At 57.9% G+C, this 19,728-nt stretch carries 13 protein-coding genes; 7 read left to right on the top strand and 6 right to left on the bottom strand.

Features of this window, described 5'->3' with window-relative positions; translation table 11 throughout:
* Positions 1-150: 150 nt before the first annotated feature.
* The 5 genes from G392_RS0100495 to G392_RS0100475 all read right to left on the bottom strand — a co-directional run bounded on the left by G392_RS0100495 (position 151) and on the right by G392_RS0100475 (position 9,254).
* On the bottom strand, positions 151-1,308 hold the full coding sequence (locus tag G392_RS0100495) for a M14 family metallopeptidase (RefSeq protein WP_027008636.1): 1,158 nt from the start codon (positions 1,306-1,308) through the stop codon (positions 151-153).
* 14 nt (positions 1,309-1,322) lie between these two features.
* Entirely contained in the window at positions 1,323-1,592 is a 270-nt protein-coding gene (locus G392_RS0100490; protein ID WP_027008635.1) for an FtsB family cell division protein, read from the bottom strand.
* Between the two features lie 58 nt (positions 1,593-1,650).
* Positions 1,651-2,937 (bottom strand): phosphopyruvate hydratase, encoded by a 1,287-nt coding sequence (eno, locus tag G392_RS0100485; protein WP_027008634.1) that lies wholly within the window; start codon positions 2,935-2,937, stop codon positions 1,651-1,653.
* Between the two features lie 174 nt (positions 2,938-3,111).
* Positions 3,112-7,497, bottom strand: a complete 4,386-nt coding sequence (locus G392_RS0100480; RefSeq protein ID WP_084165879.1) for a hemagglutinin repeat-containing protein — start codon at positions 7,495-7,497, stop codon at positions 3,112-3,114.
* A gap of 95 nt (positions 7,498-7,592) precedes the next feature.
* Positions 7,593-9,254 carry a ShlB/FhaC/HecB family hemolysin secretion/activation protein gene (locus tag G392_RS0100475; RefSeq protein ID WP_027008632.1) on the bottom strand — a complete coding sequence of 554 codons (1,662 nt, stop codon included), beginning with the start codon at positions 9,252-9,254 and terminating at the stop codon, positions 7,593-7,595.
* A 358-nt stretch (positions 9,255-9,612) separates the two neighbouring features.
* Between G392_RS0100475 and murI the strand changes: the two genes are divergently transcribed.
* From murI to G392_RS12935, 4 genes are all read left to right on the top strand, one after another.
* Entirely contained in the window at positions 9,613-10,422 is an 810-nt protein-coding gene (murI, locus tag G392_RS0100470) for a glutamate racemase (protein WP_027008631.1), read from the top strand.
* Positions 10,422-10,952, top strand: coding sequence for a GNAT family N-acetyltransferase (locus tag G392_RS0100465; RefSeq protein WP_027008630.1), 531 nt, complete (start codon positions 10,422-10,424; stop codon positions 10,950-10,952). The genes murI and G392_RS0100465 overlap by 1 nt, the downstream gene beginning before the upstream one ends.
* Before the next feature lie 159 nt (positions 10,953-11,111).
* Positions 11,112-11,738, top strand: a complete 627-nt coding sequence (gene purN, locus G392_RS0100460) for a phosphoribosylglycinamide formyltransferase (RefSeq protein ID WP_027008629.1) — start codon at positions 11,112-11,114, stop codon at positions 11,736-11,738.
* An 87-nt stretch (positions 11,739-11,825) separates the two neighbouring features.
* Positions 11,826-13,859, top strand: coding sequence for an SEC10/PgrA surface exclusion domain-containing protein (locus G392_RS12935; protein ID WP_051255491.1), 2,034 nt, complete (start codon positions 11,826-11,828; stop codon positions 13,857-13,859).
* Positions 13,860-14,047: 188 nt separating this feature from the next.
* Here the strand turns inward: G392_RS12935 and G392_RS0100450 are convergent, their stop codons facing one another.
* Positions 14,048-15,562, bottom strand: coding sequence for an NAD-dependent succinate-semialdehyde dehydrogenase (locus G392_RS0100450; protein ID WP_051255518.1), 1,515 nt, complete (start codon positions 15,560-15,562; stop codon positions 14,048-14,050).
* Positions 15,563-15,719: 157 nt separating this feature from the next.
* Between G392_RS0100450 and gnd the strand changes: the two genes are divergently transcribed.
* The 3 genes from gnd to G392_RS0100430 all read left to right on the top strand — a co-directional run bounded on the left by gnd (position 15,720) and on the right by G392_RS0100430 (position 19,725).
* A complete protein-coding gene (gene gnd / locus G392_RS0100445; protein WP_027008627.1) occupies positions 15,720-17,168 on the top strand; it encodes a decarboxylating NADP(+)-dependent phosphogluconate dehydrogenase in 1,449 nt (482 codons plus the stop codon).
* 317 nt (positions 17,169-17,485) lie between these two features.
* A complete protein-coding gene (gene murU, locus G392_RS0100435) occupies positions 17,486-18,172 on the top strand; it encodes an N-acetylmuramate alpha-1-phosphate uridylyltransferase MurU (RefSeq protein WP_027008626.1) in 687 nt (228 codons plus the stop codon).
* A gap of 128 nt (positions 18,173-18,300) precedes the next feature.
* On the top strand, positions 18,301-19,725 hold the full coding sequence (locus tag G392_RS0100430; RefSeq protein WP_034334096.1) for a surface lipoprotein assembly modifier: 1,425 nt from the start codon (positions 18,301-18,303) through the stop codon (positions 19,723-19,725).
* Positions 19,726-19,728 lie beyond the last annotated feature (3 nt).

The raw sequence follows: 19,728 nt of genomic DNA, 5'->3' as shown, positions 1-19,728 counted from the left end.
TGGGTTTTCACTTCGTTTCAACCCAAGCTACGCTTGCTTCGACTTGGATTCCCGCCTGCGCGGAAATGACGGTGCTGTGTTTTCTCGGTCAATTGATGACGCCCCGAACCGAAAACGGCGCGGTTGCCATTGCCCAACCGCGCCGTTGCATTATGCTGCCGCCTGTTCTTCCTGCCCCGCCGTCAATTCGCGGCACACCGCCCAAAACGCACTCAAAACGCTCTCCCCCAAACGCAGCGAACGCTGACCGTTCCAGCCGAAATCGTCATCGGGCAAATTGTCGTTGTCCTTGAACGGCATTTCCAGAGTGTACGCCAAACAGCCGAACGTGTTGCCGACATAATTGGTTGCCAAGCGCAAATCCGCCTGCCCCGCCTCGTCTTTGGCATAGCCGTGTTCGTCCTGAAAATCGGGCGAAGCCGCTTGAAACGCCTGTTTGAACAGCGTTTCCAGCGCGGCGGTGCGCTCGTTGTAATTCGGCACACCCTCCGTTCCCGCCACAAACACATAGGGAATGGTTTCATCGCCGTGCGCGTCCAAAAACACGTCCACGCCGGTTTCGTGCATTTTTTCGCGCACAAAAAACACTTCGGGGCTGCGCTCCACACTCGGATTCAGCCACTCGCGGTTCAGGTTCGCGCCCGCCGCGTTGGTACGCAGATTGCCGCGCACCACGCCATCGGGGTTCATGTTCGGCACGATGTAGAAAGTCGCTTTGTCCAACAAGGCGCGGGCGGTCGGGTCTTGCGGGTCGAGCAAACGCCCCAACAAGCCTTCGACAAACCATTCCGCCATCGGTTCACCGGGGTGCTGGCGGGCAATTACCCAAATTTTGACATCGCTGTCTGCCTGATTGCCGATGGTGAGCAAATTGATGTCGCGCCCGTCCAAGGTGCTGCCCAAATCGTCAATCTGGCACAAGCCGCTTCCCTGCGCCTCGCCCAGCAGGTTCAAATGCTGCTCGTTGGAATACGGCTCGAAATAAGCGTAATAAATGCTGTTGGCAAGCGGGGTGTGTTCGATGGTAAACACGCCGTTTTCATAGCGCGAAGGCACGCGGAACCAGTTTTGGCGGTCGTAGGACGCCACCGCCTGATAGCCGTCCCAACCGCCCGGATACGCCGATTCGCCCGCATTGTCAAAATGCATCACGCACGGCGTGTACGCCGCGCCCTGCAAGCGGAAGTAAAACCATTGTTTGAAATCGGAAGCATTGTCGGGGCGCAACGCCAAACGGATGTTGCCCGCGTCCGACAAATCTTTTACCGTAACCGAGCCGCCGTCAAAGCAAGTGGTGATTTTCATGATTTTCATCCCGAGTGTTATTGGATTTTATAAAATGTTTCGCCCGACTGAATGTAATGCAGTTGGCTGCGGGCAATTTCGGTTACCGCTTCATAACCGTTTTTCAAATCATCAACTTCCGCCTTCAATTCCTGATTGCGCTGTGCCAAACGGCGGTTTTGCTCTTCCGTGGACTGCGCTTTTTGGCGCATTTCGCTGTATTGCGAGCGCAATCCTTTGTTGTGAAACCAAATTTGATATTGCAGCCCCAAAAACACCACCGCAAGCCCCACACTGATATATTTCATTTATGCACCCGTTCGGAAGCCGTACGCAGACGGCTTCCCATTGTCAATCCGTTTTCAATCAACGCTTCAACTGATAAAACGCTTCCATGCCCGGATAACGTGCCGTTTCGCCCAATTCTTCTTCAATCCGCAGCAATTGGTTGTATTTTGCCATGCGGTCGGAGCGCGACAGTGAGCCGGTTTTGATTTGCATACAATTGGTTGCCACTGCCAAATCGGCAATGGTGGTGTCTTCGGTTTCGCCCGAACGGTGGCTCATCACGCAGGCATAGCTGTTGCGTTTTGCCAAGTCCACCGCTTTCAGGGTTTCGCTCAAGGTGCCGATTTGATTGACTTTGACCAACAGGGCATTGGCAATGCCTTTGTTGATGCCGTCTGCCAATACCGCAGGATTGGTTACAAACAAGTCGTCGCCCACCAGTTGCACGCGGTCGCCCAGTTTGCGGGTCAGGTGTTTCCAGCCGAGCCAGTCGCCCTCTTCCATGCCGTCTTCAATGGAAACAATCGGATAGTTGTCCACCAGTTTTTCCAGATATTCGGCAAATTCTTCGCTGTCCAGTGTCAAACCTTCGGCTTTCAAATGGTATTTGCCGTCGTGGTAAAATTCGCTGGAAGCGCAGTCCAATGCCAGCATCACGTCTTTGCCCGCTTCGTAGCCTGCGGCTTTCACGGCTTCCATAATCAGTTGCAGGGCTTCTTCGTGGCTGGACAGGTTTGGCGCAAATCCGCCTTCATCGCCTACGGTGGTGGAAAAGCCGCGAATGTCGCAGATTTTTTTCAGTTGCTGAAACACTTCCGCACCGCAGCGCAGGGCTTCGGCAAAGGATTCCGCACCCACAGGAACAATCATAAATTCTTGAATGTCCAAGCTGTTGTTGGCATGCTCGCCGCCGTTAATCACGTTCATCATCGGTACGGGCAGACTCATCGGCCCGACTCCGCCCAAGTAGCGGTAAAGCGGCAAGCCCGCATCTTCCGCCGCCGCCCGCGCCACTGCCAGCGAAACCGCCAAAACGGCATTCGCACCCAAACGCGATTTGTTTTCCGTGCCGTCCAAATCCAGCATGATTTGGTCCACATACGCCTGTTCGGACGCATCGATGCCAATCAGGGCTTGGGCGATTTCGTTGTTTACGTGCGCCACCGCATTCAATACGCCTTTGCCCGCATAACGCAGTTTGTCGCCGTCGCGCAATTCCAATGCTTCTTTGCGGCCGGTTGATGCGCCGCTCGGCACGGCGGCACGCCCCATTGCGCCGCTTTCCAGCAACACGTCGCATTCAACGGTGGGGTTGCCGCGCGAATCCAAAATTTCGCGGGCAACAATATCCACAATGGCACTCATGGTGTTTACTCCTCAAATACATTAGGCAATCGGTGGGACGGCGTTTCCGCCCCGTTCAAACAAAACGGATTATACCCTGTTCGCTCGGTGCGAAACACCGCCGCACGCAAAAAAGCACACCGTTTCGGGAAACGGTGTGCCGCTTTACTTACACGACTGCATCAGTGATGCGGATTATTCATCGATTTCCGTGCCGATTGACGGCTCGAACTCAATGGGTTCGATGGGTTGGGGAGCCGGCTGGGGTTCGGGCTGCGGAACCGGTTGGGGTTCGGGCTGGGGTTCCGGTTGCGGCTCGGGTTGCGGTTCCGGATTGGGCTTCGGAGTCGGTTTGGGGTCGGGTTTGGGGGTGTAAGTAATCTTACCGCCGCCGCCACCGCCGCCGACTTTACCGTCTACAAACAGACGGCCGCCGCCAGTCAGGTTCCAAATCTTACGGATTTGCTCTTTGTCGGTTACCTCAACGTGCGGATAACCGCAACGGTCCAACCAAGTGCGTACTTCGCGCTCCGTCCATTTTTCGATTTCCAGCTCGCCGCCGATGTTGGCACCCACGCCGACATTGAAGCTGCTGAAGGAGCTGTTCACACCGCTCATTTCCACTTTGCCGTTGGGGGCTGCGTTGGTGATGTCCACTTTCGCGCCAATCACGTCGGTACCGGTCAGTTTCACGCCTGCGCCTTGGAAGTTGCCGGCGATGCTCACTTCGTTACCGCCCTGAATGGTGTTCACGGCATGGGTATGCTCTTTGTCGTGTTTCACATCGACATCGGCACCCACGTTGAAGGATTTAATCGGGTCTTCGCCGTTTGCCAAGCCCAGTTTCAGGTTCACGCCCACGCCCACGCCTACTTCGTTGTTGGTGGTCAGTGCGGAGTTGCTCGTTACTTGGTCGCCTTTGATGGCAACATTGTTTTTCGCTGCAACATTGGTGCCTTGCAAGGTTACTTGCTTGCCGCCGTCCACTGTGATGTCGTTACCCGCTTGTACGGTGCTGCCCACAGCTTGGCTGTAGTCTTTCTTGCCGTAGTTCACGTTGGCGTTCACGCCGACCGCATTGGGTGTCGCCACGCCTGCGGCGGGAATCACTTTCACACCCACGTTGCCGCCCAAGCCGAAGCCGCCGCTCACGTTGTTTTCGGTGTTTTTGGACTCGGTGAAGGTTACGCCGTTGGCCGCAGTGATGTTCACGTCGTTTTGCGCTTTCACATCAGCCGCGATGCTGGCGGTGTTCGCCGCATTCACCACAACGTTGTTGCCGTTCAAAGTGCCTTTGGTCGATTCGGACTTGTTGCCTTTTTCGTGGTTGTAAGACATCTTGCCTGCAATGCTCAGGTCGATGCTGGCGAAATCGGAGGTAGATGCACCCACGCTGATTTCCGCGCCGCCTTTGTTGCTGACATGCTTGTTGGTGCTGACCGCAGCCGTGTTCACATAGTCTTTGGCATTGATGTTCAAAGTGCCGTTGCTGTCGTATTTGGTGCCGACATCGGTTACTTTGCCGCTTGCCACCACATTCACATCACCGCCCGCTTGAACGCTGCCGCCCGCTTGGCTGGTGCTGTTGCTGACGGTTGTACCGCCGGAGCCGTGGATGGTGCCTTTCAGGCTTACCGCTTTGCTGGCAGATGCGCCCAATTCTACGGAGATGCCGCCTTTGTGTTCAACGGTGGTTGCATCAACGGTGTCGGTTGCCGCCGCGTTGGTAATCTGCTTGGCAGTTTGGTTTACATTGCCGGTGGCTTGAATCTTCGTGCCTTCGTGCTTGATGTTGTTTTCCGCAGTCAGGTTCACGTTGCCGCCGTTCACGCCGGAAACTTTGGCGGTTTGCGCTTTGGAATCAACGGTGGTTTTGCCACTGGTGATGCCCGCGCTCACGGTAACTTTCGGTGTGCCGCCGCCGGCAGAAACAGACCCGCCGATGCCGATGTCGGTAACGCGTTTGCTGGAAACGGTGGCGTTGGTGTCTTGCGCTGCGGTAACGTTGATGTTTTTGGCACTAACGTCCACATCGCCTTTGGCACCGATGGTGCTGCCGTGTACGTTCACGTTGTTTTGCGAAGACACTTTCAAATTGCCGCCCGCTTGCACGTCGCTGCCCGCATGTTGGGTCAGGTGGCTGGTTTGCGAACCTTTGACGAAGCTCAGACCGACACCCACTTTTGCGTTGGCGTCCAGCAATTGACCTTTATCGGCATCCACTTTCGCAAACGGCTTGATGTCAAACGTGTTGCTGGTGTGCTGGCTGTTGGTTTTGGCGGCAGCGATGTTCACATTGCCGTTGGCCGGTGTCAGCTCAACATTGCGGGCTGCCAAAATTTTACTGCCCAACACATTGATTTCGCGGTCGCTCATCACCACCAAATCCACATCGGAATGCAGGGTGGAACCCACTGCGGTTTGCTCGGTGCTTTGGGTGTGGTCGAGCTTTTTGGTGATGTTGAAAATCGTGCCGATGCGTTTGCGGTTTTCGGATTGGTCGGTGGCGTTCACATGGGTGATGTTCGCCTTGCCCGCGCCGGCATTGACCAATGCGCCTTCAGCCGCTTTGATGGAGCTGCCGCGCACGTTCACGCCTTTTTTGGCTTCCAAAATCACGGTGCCGCCGGCAACCAAGGCAGAGCCGTGCAGGGTTTGGTCAACCAAGCGGTTCAAACCTTCGTCTGCGCCGCCGAAGAAGCGGGCTTTGTCGTCAACATTGGATTTGTCGGTGGTGGAAACCGCGTCCAATTTCACGTTGTTCACTTGGGTCAGCACGTTGCCTTTGGCGTGTACTTTCGCGCCGTAGGTTTCCAGAGCCTGTTCGGATTGGACAATCACATCACCGCCGGCTTTGATTTGGGTCGCGTGCAGGGTTTCCAAGTCAAATTCTTTTTTGGAATGACCGGTTTTCAGCAGTTGGTTGTTTACTTTTTGTACTTTGGTTTCGTTTTTGAAATCCGCAGAAGTACGTTGCGAATCGCGGCTCACGTCGCCTTGCAGTTTCACGCCTTGTACGCCTTTGAGCGTCAGGGTGTCGCCCACGTCCAACTGAACGGCTTTCAAATCCACTTTGCCGCCGACATTGAAGTTGGCTTGCTGACCCACTTTGATGTCAGTCGTGTGCAGGGTTTCATCGCTCTCGGACGAGGAAGTGTTGTTGTGCCACAGCGCTTTGCTCTTGTTCAGGGTGCTGCTTTTCACGTTGCGGGTCAATTGGCCGTCAAAAGTGGCGTTGCCGGCATTCACGTCCAGCGTGCCTGCGGTGATTTTCGCGCCTTTTACGTTCAAACGGCCGGCGTTTTCAAAAGTCAGACCGTTGGCAGCGTTGATGCTGGAGCCTTCAAAGCTTTGTGATTTGCTGTGCGCGGTTTCGCTGAATTTCACGCCGTTTTCTTCGTGGCGGTAAGCGGCAACCATGCGACCTGTGCCACTGTTGCTGGTGTTGTAGTCGGTTTTGTCGGTTACAACGCCGTCAACGGTGGTGTTTTTGGCTTTCAAAGTAACGGTGTCGCCGGAGAGCTTGGCGGTACGCACGTTCAATTGGCCGGCAATGTCGGTAGCCAATTCTTTGGCAGCCGTCAAAGTGCCGCGCAATTCTTGCGTGCCTTTTTCGTTGGTACCGTGTACGCGGATGCTGCCGGCACGCATGGAGCCGAACAACTGGCCGTCCAATACGGGTGCGGCTTTTTTCGGTGCGGGCGCGGTGCGCGGCGCGGGAACGGTGTAGGTTTCCGTTACGTATTTGGGATAAGTGCGTTTTACGTTGCGACCGCGTACGCGCACGGTTTCGGTAACGTATTTGAGTACGGTGCGGGTGCGGGTAACGGTGGGCGCAGGCTCATTCGCAACGGGCGCGGCTTCGGGCGCGTCAACGGCTTGGGCGCTCACGCTGCCATCGCTGTTCAAAACGGTTTTGCTGGTGCCGGTAACCACGTTGATGTTATCTGCGGCTTCCACGTTGGCATTGGCATTAACCGCAACTTTGGGGGCAACCAAGTCCAAAACGGCCGCGCCGCCCAATTTGCCTTGTACGTCCAATTTGGCAGCCGTGTTGCCGCCGAAGCCCAAAGCTTCCAAGCGTCCGCCGTTTACTTCGGGACGCGCTGCCGCCAAAGTGGCGCGGCTTACATTGATGAAGCCGCCGTCTTTAACGGTGATGCCGTTGGGGTTCGCCAGCACGTAGTCGGCAGCCATGCCGAATACTTCCTGTTTGCCCAAAATCAGTGAGGGGTTTTTGCTGACGACTTCGTTCAAGATGACGGAAGCGGCGGCATCACGCAGATTGGTGTTTTTGCCCAAGTCGCCCGCCAGTTGCGAACGACCGTCTTGCAGGGCGTTGTTCAATACCGCGCCTTCTTTGGCAACGTTGAATTTGTTGAATTGGTTGTGCGACAAACCGTGTTGGTTCGGCGCAGCGATGTTCACGATGTCCACGCCGCCTTTTTGGCTGACGGCGGTGTTGCCGTTGGCGGCTTCGATGTTGGCTGCCACGGCGGCAGCAGAAGTACCCAAGTAAGCAAGGCTCAAAGACACCAAGAGCTTGCCGGTGGCGGACAATTTCATATTATGTGTTTGCATAACGATGTTCCTCTTTCATGGTTAGGTTGGTGTGCCGTTTCACAATCGGCATTGGCACAGCGTCCCGATGAGACAAGCAAATGCAATGCCAACTTTTAAAACGTCACCCGAAAAGAAGCAGAGATTTGCTCTTCGCGCCTCTTGCTTCCGCTTTTGGCACGCAAAAATCCGCGTGCGCTTTCCAACGAGAACTGCCAATGGTGTTTATAACCGATATTGATGCCTGCGGCAACACCATACCCCGTATAACGGCTTTCGCGGTCTTTTGCCAGACCCAAATCGGCACCGGCATAAGGTTCGGCATACAGCCCGTTTGCCGACTGGCGGCGGGCAGACAAGGTGTTGTTGAGCGCGATGCCCGAGTTGCCGTTCAGCGACAAAGTTTTGAATCCGCGCACCGCCGAGCGGTCGCTCAAGGCGAATTGCTTGGTGGCGTACAAATCCTGCGGACTGTATTGTGCCGTCAAACGGTGTTTGTTGCGCAACAGCCAGTTGCCCGCGCGCCGGTTTTGCGACAAATCGCTTTGCAGCGCCACCCGCACATAGCGTGCGGTAAACGGCGACTGCGGCGAATCTTTCGCACCCAGCGCGCGCGTCCCCACTTCCACATTCACATCATTCAGCCAAATGCCTTTTTCCAGCATTTTGGTGTGGGACGCGCCGACTTGCAGCGTGGCGAGCTTGGGGCTTTGCATTTTGATGCGGCTGCCGCCGAACTCACTGGCGACATTGGCATAATCCGCGCCCGCATACACGGCGCCCAAATGCTTTTGCCCGCGTGAAACCGTTTTTTCGCCCTTCACGCCTGCCGTTACGGTCTTGGAACGGTAAGCAAGCTTCGTGCCACTGGAAAATCGGGTAACGCTTTGACTTTTCGACAATCCTCCGTACCCGCTAAACGTCCACGCACCATAAGGCACACTGTAAAAAACATTGCCGCCGCGACTGTAGCGTTCGCCGTCCGGACGCACATTGCTGTAGCCGCCCAAATACACGCTGTCGGAAAGTCCGAGCGGGCTGTCGATGCCGAGCTGTACCCGCGCCACCGCCACATTCGGTTTATTGCCGCGATTGTCCAGCGACACGCTGCCGAACACGCCTTTGCCTGCGTGGTTTTGCAGGGCGACGGTGGCACTGCCGTCATCGTGCGGATAGATGTCCATGCTGACATTGTTTCCGCCCAATTTGTTTGCCTGTTCAATGCCTTGCTCCAGATAATGCACATTGAGCGGCTTGCCTTTGTGTTGGGGAAACAGGGTGTCGGTATTGACGGTGCGGCTTTTGCCGGTGATTTTGCGGATGCGTCCTTCTTTGACGTTTATTGTCAATGTTTGGTTTTCGGGGTGTTCGATAAAATCGATGCCCGTATGCACATAGCCTTTTTTAATGTAGGCGGCAACGATGTCGCGGCTTAAGGCATTGAGGCTGTTTTGGCTGACACATTCTGTCAGTTTTTGCTGAAATGCTTTATCATCAATCAGTTTAATGCCTTCGATAGTAACCGAACGGTAGTTCAGGCATTCGCCGGAACGGTCGGGTGCGGGAGCATCGGGCGTGGCGGCGGGCGCGGGTGTTTCGGGCTGCGCCTGCTGCATCGACCATGCGGCATCTTCGCGCAGGGTTTCTTCGATTTGGCGGATTTCGCGCAAATTTTCGCGCACGTCGTCTGCGGCGGGATTGGGCGGCGGAACGTTCGCGGCATGGGCGGCGGTGGCGGAAAGCAGCAGTGCGGAAAACAGGGTGTCGGTGCGTTTCATGAGGATTCCTTTGGTGTTTGTTTGTGTGCGGTAAAATCACGACCATCGGTCGGCAGGATTTATTTTCAAATGCGCGGCAAACCGGCGCGCCAAGGCGTGTCATCAATTGACCGGTAAAGCTCCGTACCGTCATGCCCGCGCCGGCGGGAATGACGGCAGCTTTTATACCAAATTGATTTTCAATAAAATCAGTCAATAATGACACGCGCTGCGGAACATCGGTCATGTTAACCACACCGGCGGTTTGCGCCAATCTTTTCAAATATATCATCAGTCAAGGCGTCAAACAATCCGCAAACGCGGAAGGCGGGCGGAATTTGGATTAAAATACACGTTTTTGCCAAACGGCTTGCTCAAGATGATTGCACCTGCCAACCGCCCCATCGGGGTGTTTGATTCGGGCGTGGGCGGACTCACGGTCGTGCGCGCGCTGATGGAACGTCTGCCGATGGAAAACATCGTTTATTTCGGCGACACCGCCCGCGTGCCTTACGGTGTGAAATCCCGCGCCACCATCGAACATTTTACGGCACAAATCGTGGATTTTCTGCTCGGGCACGAAGTGAAGGCTTTGGTGGTTGCCTGCAACACCATCGCCGCCGTTGCCGGACATAAAGTGCGCCACAGCGCGGGCGGTATGCCTGTGTTGGACGTGATTGCCGCCGGTGCGCAAGCCGCGCTCGCCCAAAGCCGCAACCACCACATCGGCGTCATCGCCACCAGCACCACCGTCAATGCCAATGCCTACGCCCGCGCCATTCACGCGCAAAATCCCCAAGCGCGGATTGTGTCGCAAGCCTGTCCCCTGCTCGTGCCGCTCGTGGAAGAAGGCTGGCTCGACCACGACGTTACCCGCCTGACCGTGCGCGAATATTTGAAACCCCTGCTCGCCGACCCGATTGACACTTTGGTACTCGGCTGCACCCACTATCCCCTGCTCAAACCCCTGCTCAAACAGGAAGCGCCGCACATCACGCTGGTGGATTCCGCCACCACCACCGCCGAAGCCGCCGCCCGCGCTTTGGGCGCGGCGGGCTTGCTCAACAGCGACAATCCCGCGCCCGACTACCGTTTTTACGTTTCCGATATTCCCCTGCGTTTCCAAACCATCGGCGAGCGTTTTCTCGGACGCAGTTTGGAACAAATTGAAATGATGAGTTTGGGCTGATGTGGTCATATTCACCGATACGCAGCGAACAGGATTGGCAGGACGCGCTCGCCGTTTACCGCAGCAACCGCCATTATTTGCGCCTGATTGACCCGTGCGAACCGACTTCAGACAGCGTGCGCCGCGATTTGCGCCGTTTTCCGCCCGCGCTCGCGCCCGAACAATGCCACGCCTGTTTGATTAAGCAAGCGGGCGAAACCGTTGGCATCATTCATTATTTAACGGGATTCCCCGATGCCGGCACCGCCTACATCGGTTTGCTGATGCTGCACGGCAGCCGTCAAAATCAAGGTTTGGGCGGCCGCATCGTTGCCGGTTTTTGTCAGCAAATGCGCGGCGCGGGGTTGAAGCGGCTGCGTTTGTCGGTGTTGCACGACAATACCGATGCCCGCCGTTTTTGGCAGAAACAGGGTTTTGCGCCCGTTTGCCGCAAAATGTCGGCGTTCCGCCACGCGCACGGCAGCCGTATGAAAACCGTTTTTGTGTTGGAAAAACCGCTTGAACCAATAAGCGCATCATCAATTGACTGAAAAAATACCGCACCGTCATTCCCGCGCAGGTGGGAATCCAAAACAAACTCGAGCAAACATTGATAAAACATCGCTTGCCAAGTATCGGGGGGCGAATTCCCGCATTCGCGGGAATGACGGCATTATTTTGTATCAGGCAGCCTGAAAAGAGAAAAAACCATGAAAAACATCGTTATCCTGATTTCCGGACGCGGCAGCAATATGCAAGCCCTTGTGGAAGCAAACATTCCCGATGCCCGCATCGCCGCCGTGTTGTCCAACAATCCGCAAGCGGCGGGTTTGGCATGGGCGGCGGAGCGCGGCATCGCCACCGCCGCGCTCAACCACCGCGATTTTCCCGACCGCGCCGCCTTTGACCGCGCCATGGCGGACAAAATTGACGCGCACGCGCCCGATTTGGTGGTGTTGGCGGGCTTTATGCGGATTCTCACGCCCGAGTTTTGCCGTCATTACGAAAACCGTTTAATCAACATCCACCCCTCGCTGCTGCCCGCGTTTACCGGCTTGCACACCCACCAACGCGCTTTGGACGAAGGCTGCCGCATCGCGGGCTGCACCGTCCACTTCGCCACCGCCGAGCTGGACAACGGCCCGATTATCGCCCAAGCCGCCGTTCCCGTTTTGGACGGGGACGATGCCGACACGCTCGCCGCGCGCGTGTTGGCGGCGGAACATCAAATTTTCCCGCAGGCGGTGGCGGATTTTGTTTCAGGCAGCCTGAAAATTGTCGGCAAACGCGTCATCAACGCCCGCCGCCGCCAAGCACCGCCCGCACTGCATGCCTGAACACCGCATTTTGCCCGCAAACACATTGACTTTCCCTTGCAAAAATTTTATGCTTCATAGAATTTCAACCCCACTGGGAGAGACACCATGCCCGCCGTTATCAAAATCACCCGTAACGGACAAAGCGAATTCATCAGCACCCAACCGTCGCCCGCCCAACTCAACGCCCAGCCCGACACCCTGTATCAGTTGCTGGACGCGGACGGACGCCCCATCGCACAACACACCGCGCAAATCCAGCAAAACGGCGATTTGTGGATTGATTTGCCCGACACGCCCACCCGTCCCGATTTCATTCTGAACGACTACGCCGCGCACTTCCCCGCGCCCGCCAACCATGCCAACCCCTACTTCGGCTCGCCCGCCGGCGCACAGGAAAGTGCCGTTGCCGCCGCCGCTCCCGCCAAAGCTTCCATCGTCAGCCCCCTGATTTGGACGACCGCACTGGTGGCGGGCATCGGCGGTGCCGCATGGCTGGCAAAACGCCACGATGAAGACGACAACCTGATTCAGAATTATCCGAAGCCGTCCGACAACAACGGCGGCGAAAACCCGCCCGCAGGTGGCGGCAACGATAATCCCCCCGCAGGTGGCGGTAACGACAATCCCCCCGCAGGTGGCGGTAACGACAATCCCCCCGCAGGTGGCGGCAACGACAATCCCCCAGCAGGTGGCGGTAACGACAATCCCCCCGCAGGTGGCGGCAACGACAATCCCCCCGCAGGTGGCGGCAACGACAATCCCCCAGCAGGTGGCGGTAACGACAATCCTCCCGCAGGTGGCGGTAACGACAATCCCCCCGCAGGTGGCGGTAACGACAATCCTCCCGCAGGTGGCGGTAACGACAATCCCCCTGCAGGTGGCGGCAACGACAATCCCCCTGCAGGTGGCGGTAACGACAATCCCCCCGCAGGTGGCGACGACAATCCTCCCGCAGGTGGCGGTAACGACAATCCCCCCGCAGGTGGCAGTAACGACAATCCCCCCGCAGGTGGCAGTAACGACAATGGCAGCACAACCCCGCCCACACCACCCGAAGACCCGCAGCCGCGCCCGCCCAAAACCATGGCGCAAATCCTGAACGGCAACACCATCGTCCTGCCCGAAGCCTACACCAAAGAGCTGCTCAGCACCGGCACCAACAGCGCCATCACCGAAGCAGCCAAAGACGGTAAAGCGCTGAACACCTACCAATCCAACCCCGCCGACCAAGAAATCATGGTGGGCGACCTGAACAACCTTTCCCACGCCGTGCGTGCGGAGCTGTCGCTGTTTGTGGCGGGGCTGCTCAACCCCATTCGCGAAAAATGGGGCGTGGGCAAATTTAAAGTTACCCAAGGCGCGTTGAAATTCGCGCAAGATGTGGCGGACGAATACACTGCCAACGGCAAAAGCATTTGGGACGGCAACGGTCATTATGACGACGGCATCAAACGCGCTGCCGCCAAACACGGTTTGAATGCCAACGGCAATTATTATGAAAACATGGGCGGCAGATACGGCAAAGACCTGTCTTTGGACGCTTTGAAAGCCCAAGTTTACGATACGGTGGCGAGCATGCTGTTTGAAGATGGCAAGTCCCAACACGGTCATGCCAAATCGCTGCTTAATGCCAACGCAAACTATGAAGAAGATATTGATTATTTGGGTCTGGACACCAGCTCGGTGAATGACAGTCAGTTCAGCATTCACTTTCTCAGCGCTGCCGATAACGATGTGTACATCAAAAACCGTGACCAATTCGACTTCACCCCCGTAACGGAGGTGAACCCGTCCATGTACCACGGCGAACCCATGCCGCAGCCCATTGACGAACCACCCGTGCCGCAACCGCAGCCCGCCCCGTCTGACGACAGCAGCACCGCACCGCCCGCCACCGCCGAAAATGGCGGCGATGCCGAGCAAGACACGCCGTCCGAAGCGGCAAGCACTTGGAAAGAAACCCTGCCCGTTTCCGGCCCTGCCTTGTCGGACGTTTTGGATTCGTCCGAATTTGACTACATTGCCGGCAACACACCCGTTGGCAGCGACGTTTCCGACCACGCGCCTGAAACCCATTACAGCATCGACAACACCATGCTTGCACCCGCGCACGATGCAACGCCGTTTGAAATGCTGTAATCGGCTCTTGACCGTAAAATAACCATACCGTCATGCGCTGATGCGTATGAATATCGTTGATGTGATTTATTTTTCAGAAAAGGTGAACCGATGCCGTGTGAAAATTAAAGAACATTGACAATCATCATGCCACTGCCTGCCGAATCATCTTCGGCAGGCAGTTTTTTGCGGGCGTGGTGCGGCAACGCTCAGTCGGCGCATGCCCCGCCCGCATCCGCACCGGCGGAAAGCCCGTCCACCGCCACATATTTGATTTCCAAATATTCGTCCAAGCCGTAGCGCGAGCCTTCGCGCCCGATGCCCGATTGCTTGATGCCGCCGAAGGGCGCGGCTTCGTTGGAAATCACGCCGGTATTGACCCCGACCATGCCGTATTCCAACGCTTCGGAAACGCGGAACACCCGTGCCAAATCGCGGCTGTACACATAGGCTGCCAAGCCGTATTCGGTGGCGTTGGCGCGGCGCAACACTTCGGCTTCGCCGTCAAAGCAAAACAGAGGGGCAAGCGGCGCAAAGATTTCTTCGTGCGCCAAACGCATCTCATCGTGCGCGTCTGCCAGCACGGTGGGGGCGAAAAACGCGCCTTCGTGCGTGCCGCCGCACAATACGCGTCCGCCGCGTGCGCGGGCATCGGCGAGCAAATCCTGCGTGCGCCGCAGGGCTTTGCCGTCAATCAAAGGCCCGATGTGGCTGCTTTCGTCCGTGCCTTTGCCCACGCGCAAAGCGGAAACGGCGCGGGTAAAGGCTTCGGCAAAAGCGGGATAGATGTTTTTCTGCACGTAAATGCGGTTGGCGCAAATGCAGGTTTGTCCGGCGTTGCGGAATTTCGCCGCCACCGCACCGGCAACGGCGGCGGGCAAATCGGCATCGTCAAACACGATAAACGGCGCGTTGCCGCCCAATTCCAACGAGATTTTTTTCACGGTTGAAGCGCATTGCGCCATCAGCTTGCGCCCGACTGCGGTCGAGCCGGTAAAACTGAATTTGCGTACGGACGGATGTTCGGTCAATACCCGTCCGACCGTGTCGGCATCGCCCGTTACCACGTTGAACACCCCTGCGGGAATGCCCGCCTGATGCGCCAATTCCGCCAACGCCAGCGCGGAAAACGGCGTTTGCGAAGCGGGACGGACGACAAAAGTACAGCCCGCCGCCAAAGCGGGCGCGGCTTTGCGGGCAATCATGGCATTGGGAAAATTCCACGGCGTAACGGCAGCGCACACGCCCACCGCCTGTTTGAACACCAGCACGCGCTGACCGGTAACGGGCGCGGGCAGCGTGTCGCCGCACACCCGCTTGGCTTCTTCGGCAAACCATTCGATGTAAGACGCGCCGTAGGCAATTTCGCTTTGCGCTTCGGCAAGCGGCTTACCCTGCTCCAAAGTCAGCAGCCACGCCAAATCGCGCTGGCGGGCGGTAATCAAATCAAACCAGCGTTTGAGCAGACGGCTGCGGACTTTGGCGGGCAAACCGCGCCACGCCGGCAACGCCGCTTCGGCAGATGCCACCGCCGCCGCCGTTTCTGCCGCGCCCAACGCCGGCACACTGCCCAACAGCACACCGTCTGCGGGATTGCACACCGGCAACACCGCACCGTCTTGCGCCTGTGTCCACTCCCCGCCCACATACGCCTGCTGTTTGAACAAATCCTGTGGCAACGCATTCACGGCACACACTCCTTTCAATCTCCACAAAACCGCCATACTGTAGCCGCGATTGCCCCAACGCGCAACCGCCAAATGCCCCGCCACGAAAAACCGAAACCAATCATCATATTGACGAAAAACCGCCCGCAAACGGTGTCGGAAGGCGCGGCAATCGGGTAAAGTGCGCATCTTTTACCGTGTGAAGGAAAAGAACATGCAAGGCGACATCGGCGTCATCGGCTTGGCGGTCATGGGACAAAACCTGATTATGAACATGAACGACAAAGGCTTAAAAGTGATTGCCTACAACCGCAGCCCCGACAAAACCGAAGCGTTTTTGCGCGGTGCGGCGGCAGGCACGGCAGTGGAAGGCGCGTTTTCCCTGACCGAATTTGTAAGCAAACTACAAAGCCCGCGCAAAATCCTGCTGATGGTACGCGCCGGCGAAGCGGTGGACGACACCATCGCCCGCCTGCTGCCGCTTTTGCAACACGGCGACATCATCATCGACGGCGGCAACGCCAACTACCCCGACACCAACCGCCGCGTAGCCCGACTGCGCGAACAGGGCATCTGCTTCATCGGCGCGGGCATTTCCGGCGGCGAAGAAGGCGCACGGCACGGCCCCTCCATCATGCCGGGCGGCAACCGCGACGGCTGGGCGGCGGTCAAACCCATCTTGCAAAGCATCGCCGCCAAAACCCCCGCAGGCGAACCCTGCTGCGACTGGGTTGGCGACGACGGCGCGGGGCATTTTGTCAAAATGGTGCACAACGGCATCGAATACGGCGACATGCAACTGATTTGCGAAGCCTACCAATTCATGAAAGAAGGCTTGGGCATGAACCACGACCAAATGCACACCGTGTTTCGCGCTTGGCAGCAAACCGAGCTGGATTCCTACCTAATTGGCATCACCGCCGACATTCTCGCCTTCAAAGACCAAGACGGCACGCCCCTGCTCGAGCGCATTCTCGACACCGCCGGACAAAAAGGCACGGGCAAATGGACGGGCATCAACGCACTGGACATGGGCGTACCGCTCACCCTGATTTCCGAAGCCGTGTTTGCCCGTTGCGTGTCCGCACTCAAAAACCAGCGTGTCCAAAGCGCGAAGCTGTTTCCGCACGGCGTGGCACAAGTGGCGGGCGACCGTGCCGAATGGCTCGAAGCGCTGCGCCTGTCGCTGCTGGCGTCCAAAATCATCTCCTACGCGCAAGGCTTCATGCTGATGCGCTGCGCCGGCGAACAGTTCGACTGGCATTTGAACTACGGGCGCACCGCCCTGCTCTGGCGCGAAGGCTGCATCATCCGCAGCGTGTTTCTCAACAACATCCGCGATGCCTTCGACACCAACCCCGATTTGGTGTTTCTCGGCGCCGACCCGTACTTCCGCCAAATCCTGCAAAACGCCCTGCCCGCGTGGCGCAAGGTGGTGGCAAAAGCCGTGGAAAGCGGCATTCCCATGCCCTGCACCGCTTCCGCCATCGCCTTTTTGGACGGCTACACCAGCGAACGCCTGCCCGCCAACCTGCTGCAGGCGCAACGCGATTATTTCGGCGCACACACCTACGAACGCACCGACCGTCCGCGCGGCGAATTTTTCCACACCAATTGGACGGGCAAGGGCGGCGACGCCGCATCCACCGGCTATCATGTGTAAAATTTAGGGCGCGTCATCAATTAAATTTTCAATTTAAATCAGTTTAATAAAAAAACTGCCGTCATTCCCGCGAATGCAGGAATCCACTGCCCGATAACCTGCAAGCAATGATTTTTCAAAGTTTGTTTGAATGTGTTGTCGGATTCCCGCCGGCGCGGGCATAACGGTGCAGAGGTTTTTTGGTCAATTGGCGACACGCCCGGTGATGCGCCCTGCCAACACGTTTGCGCACCGCCGCCACGGTTTTGGCGGCACGGCGCGGCGGGTTGCGGTATAGTCGGGGCTGTCCGAACCCGACCATCATCAGGAGAACAACCGTGAAAGCCATGATTCTTGCCGCAGGGCGCGGCGAACGGATGCGCCCGCTCACCGACACCACCCCCAAGCCTTTATTGCCCGTATGCGGCAAGCCACTGATTGTTTGGCATCTGCTGCGTTTGCACGCCGCAGGCATCACCGAAATCGTGATTAACCACGCATGGCTGGGGCAGCAAATCGAACACGCTTTGGGCGACGGCAGCGCGTTTGGCGTGCGGATTGCCTACTCACCCGAAGGCGAAACGGGCTTGGAAACCGCAGGCGGCATCGCCAACGCTGCAGACAAATTGGGCGATGCGCCGTTTGTGGTCGTCAATGGCGACGTGCTGACCGATGTGGATTTTGCCGCCGTGCGCCGCCGCGCCGAAACTTTGGGAGACGATTGGGCGCATTTGTGGCTGACCGCCAATCCGCCGCACCACCCGCACGGCGATTTTGCCCTGCACGGCGGGCGCGTCCGCACCGAAGGCACCGGCAAGCTGACGTTTGCCGGCATCGGCGTGTATTCGCCCGCGCTGTTTGCCGGCATCGAACGCGGACGCCCTGCCAAACTCGCGCCCTTGCTGGTGTCGGCGGCACAGGCGGGGCGTTTGGGCGGCGAACGGCACACGGGGCTGTGGCTGGACGTCGGCACGCCCGAACGTTTGGCACAGGCACAAACCCTGTGGGCGCGGTTTGCCGTTTGAGGCGTGTCATCAATTGACCGAAAAACACGGCATCGCTATTGCCGCACGGGCGGAAATCCCAACCCGCCGCCACCCGATGAAAAACCGCCGCCCCGCACGGCGGAAGCTCACGCCAACAAGGAATTGCCATGAAAACCACACCCTGTCTGATGTTGCTGCTGCCCGTTGCCGCTTGGGCAGAACACAGCCCGACACCCCCCGCCCGTCCCGAACCTTTGCCCGACCCCGCGCCTGAAATCCGTGCCGAACCGCCCGCAACGGCAACCCCGCCCGCACCGCCCCAAGCCCACACCATAAAGCTTTCCGCAGACGAATTGGCACGGCAGCCCCGTTTGCTGCACCGCGCCCTCACCGCCGCCGTCTTGCGCCAACACCCCGACAACATCAAACTGCTGCTGCCCCTGTATCTGCGTTTGCCCGAAGCCCAACGCGGCGACAAAGTGCTGATTGAATTGGCACAAGCGGCGTTGGCAGAACAGGCGCAACATCCCGGCCGCGCCGCCGCCCACTACCGCAATGCACTCGCACACGAACCCGATATGCCTGTGGTGCGCCTGAATTTGGCTGCCGCACTCACCCGCGACCACCAAAACCGCGATGCCGATGCCCTGCTTGCCGACATCGCCGCCGACCCCGCCCTGCCCGAACGCACCGCCGCATCGGTGGCAAACGCCCGCGCCGCCATCGCCGAACGCCGCCGTTGGCACATTCACGCGGGCGGACACTACGTCCGCGATGCCAACATCAACAACACACCCAAACAACGGGTCATCAAACGCGGAAGCGGCACCATCGAATTGCCCAAGCCCGAAGCCGTGCAAGGCTTCGCCTACCGCGCCGAAGCCGAAAAAGACTGGATGCTGCCCAAAAACCACCGCATCCGCACCGCCCTATCGCTCAACGGCAGAGACTATTGGGAACACTCCAAATACGATGAACTGAACGTCCGCGCCCAAGCCGGCCCCGCCTACCGCAGCGCCCGCAGCCAAAGCGCCCTGATGCCCTATTACGAACGGCGTTGGTACAGTGGCAGCCGCTACGCCGCCGAAAAAGGGCTGCGCATCGAACACAGCCGCCACTTGGGCAAACGCGCCCACTTGTCCTTTGCGGGCGAAGCCGCACGCCTGCGCCACGACCGCCGCCGCTTTCTGGACGGCGCATCGTTCAACGCTTCGGCAGATTTGACGTGGGTTGTTACCCCGCGCAGCCGCTTGGGCATCGGCACCGATTTTGCCCGCAAACGCGCCCAAGACCCCAGCGACGCCTACCGCCGCCGCAACCTTCGCGCCACTTGGGGGCAAACATGGGGCAAAGGGCTGAACACCTCCGTACACGCTGCCGCCGCCCTGCGCCGCTACGATGCCGCCGACTTTTTCAACATCACCCGCCGCGACACCGAATACAGCCTTTCCTTCAGCGTGTGGCACAACAACATCAAATTTTGGGGCATCACCCCGCGCTTGGTGGGCGTGTACCAAAAAAACCGCAGCAACCATTTCATGTACGACTACCAAAAAGCCTACGGTTTCATACGCTTGGCAAAATCGATTTAAACG

The organism is Conchiformibius kuhniae DSM 17694, assembly GCF_000428785.1.
GTDB classification, from domain to species: Bacteria; Pseudomonadota; Gammaproteobacteria; order Burkholderiales; family Neisseriaceae; genus Conchiformibius; species Conchiformibius kuhniae.
Note: the sequence above shows the minus strand (reverse complement) of the source record. Positions and strands in the feature narration are given on the sequence as shown.

Bases quoted from the DNA above. Each gene is read 5' to 3' on its own strand.
- G392_RS0100490 (WP_027008635.1), bottom strand. From the start codon at position 1,592: ATGAAATATATCAGTGTGGGGCTTGCGGTGGTGTTTTTGGGGCTGCAA.
- eno (WP_027008634.1), bottom strand. From the start codon at position 2,937: ATGAGTGCCATTGTGGATATTGTTGCCCGCGAAATTTTGGATTCGCGC.
- G392_RS0100480 (WP_084165879.1), bottom strand. From the start codon at position 7,497: ATGCAAACACATAATATGAAATTGTCCGCCACCGGCAAGCTCTTGGTG.
- G392_RS0100475 (WP_027008632.1), bottom strand. From the start codon at position 9,254: ATGAAACGCACCGACACCCTGTTTTCCGCACTGCTGCTTTCCGCCACC.
- murI (WP_027008631.1), top strand. From the start codon at position 9,613: ATGATTGCACCTGCCAACCGCCCCATCGGGGTGTTTGATTCGGGCGTG.
- G392_RS0100465 (WP_027008630.1), top strand. From the start codon at position 10,422: ATGTGGTCATATTCACCGATACGCAGCGAACAGGATTGGCAGGACGCG.
- purN (WP_027008629.1), top strand. From the start codon at position 11,112: ATGAAAAACATCGTTATCCTGATTTCCGGACGCGGCAGCAATATGCAA.
- G392_RS12935 (WP_051255491.1), top strand. From the start codon at position 11,826: ATGCCCGCCGTTATCAAAATCACCCGTAACGGACAAAGCGAATTCATC.
- G392_RS0100450 (WP_051255518.1), bottom strand. From the start codon at position 15,562: ATGGCGGTTTTGTGGAGATTGAAAGGAGTGTGTGCCGTGAATGCGTTG.
- gnd (WP_027008627.1), top strand. From the start codon at position 15,720: ATGCAAGGCGACATCGGCGTCATCGGCTTGGCGGTCATGGGACAAAAC.
- G392_RS0100430 (WP_034334096.1), top strand. From the start codon at position 18,301: ATGAAAACCACACCCTGTCTGATGTTGCTGCTGCCCGTTGCCGCTTGG.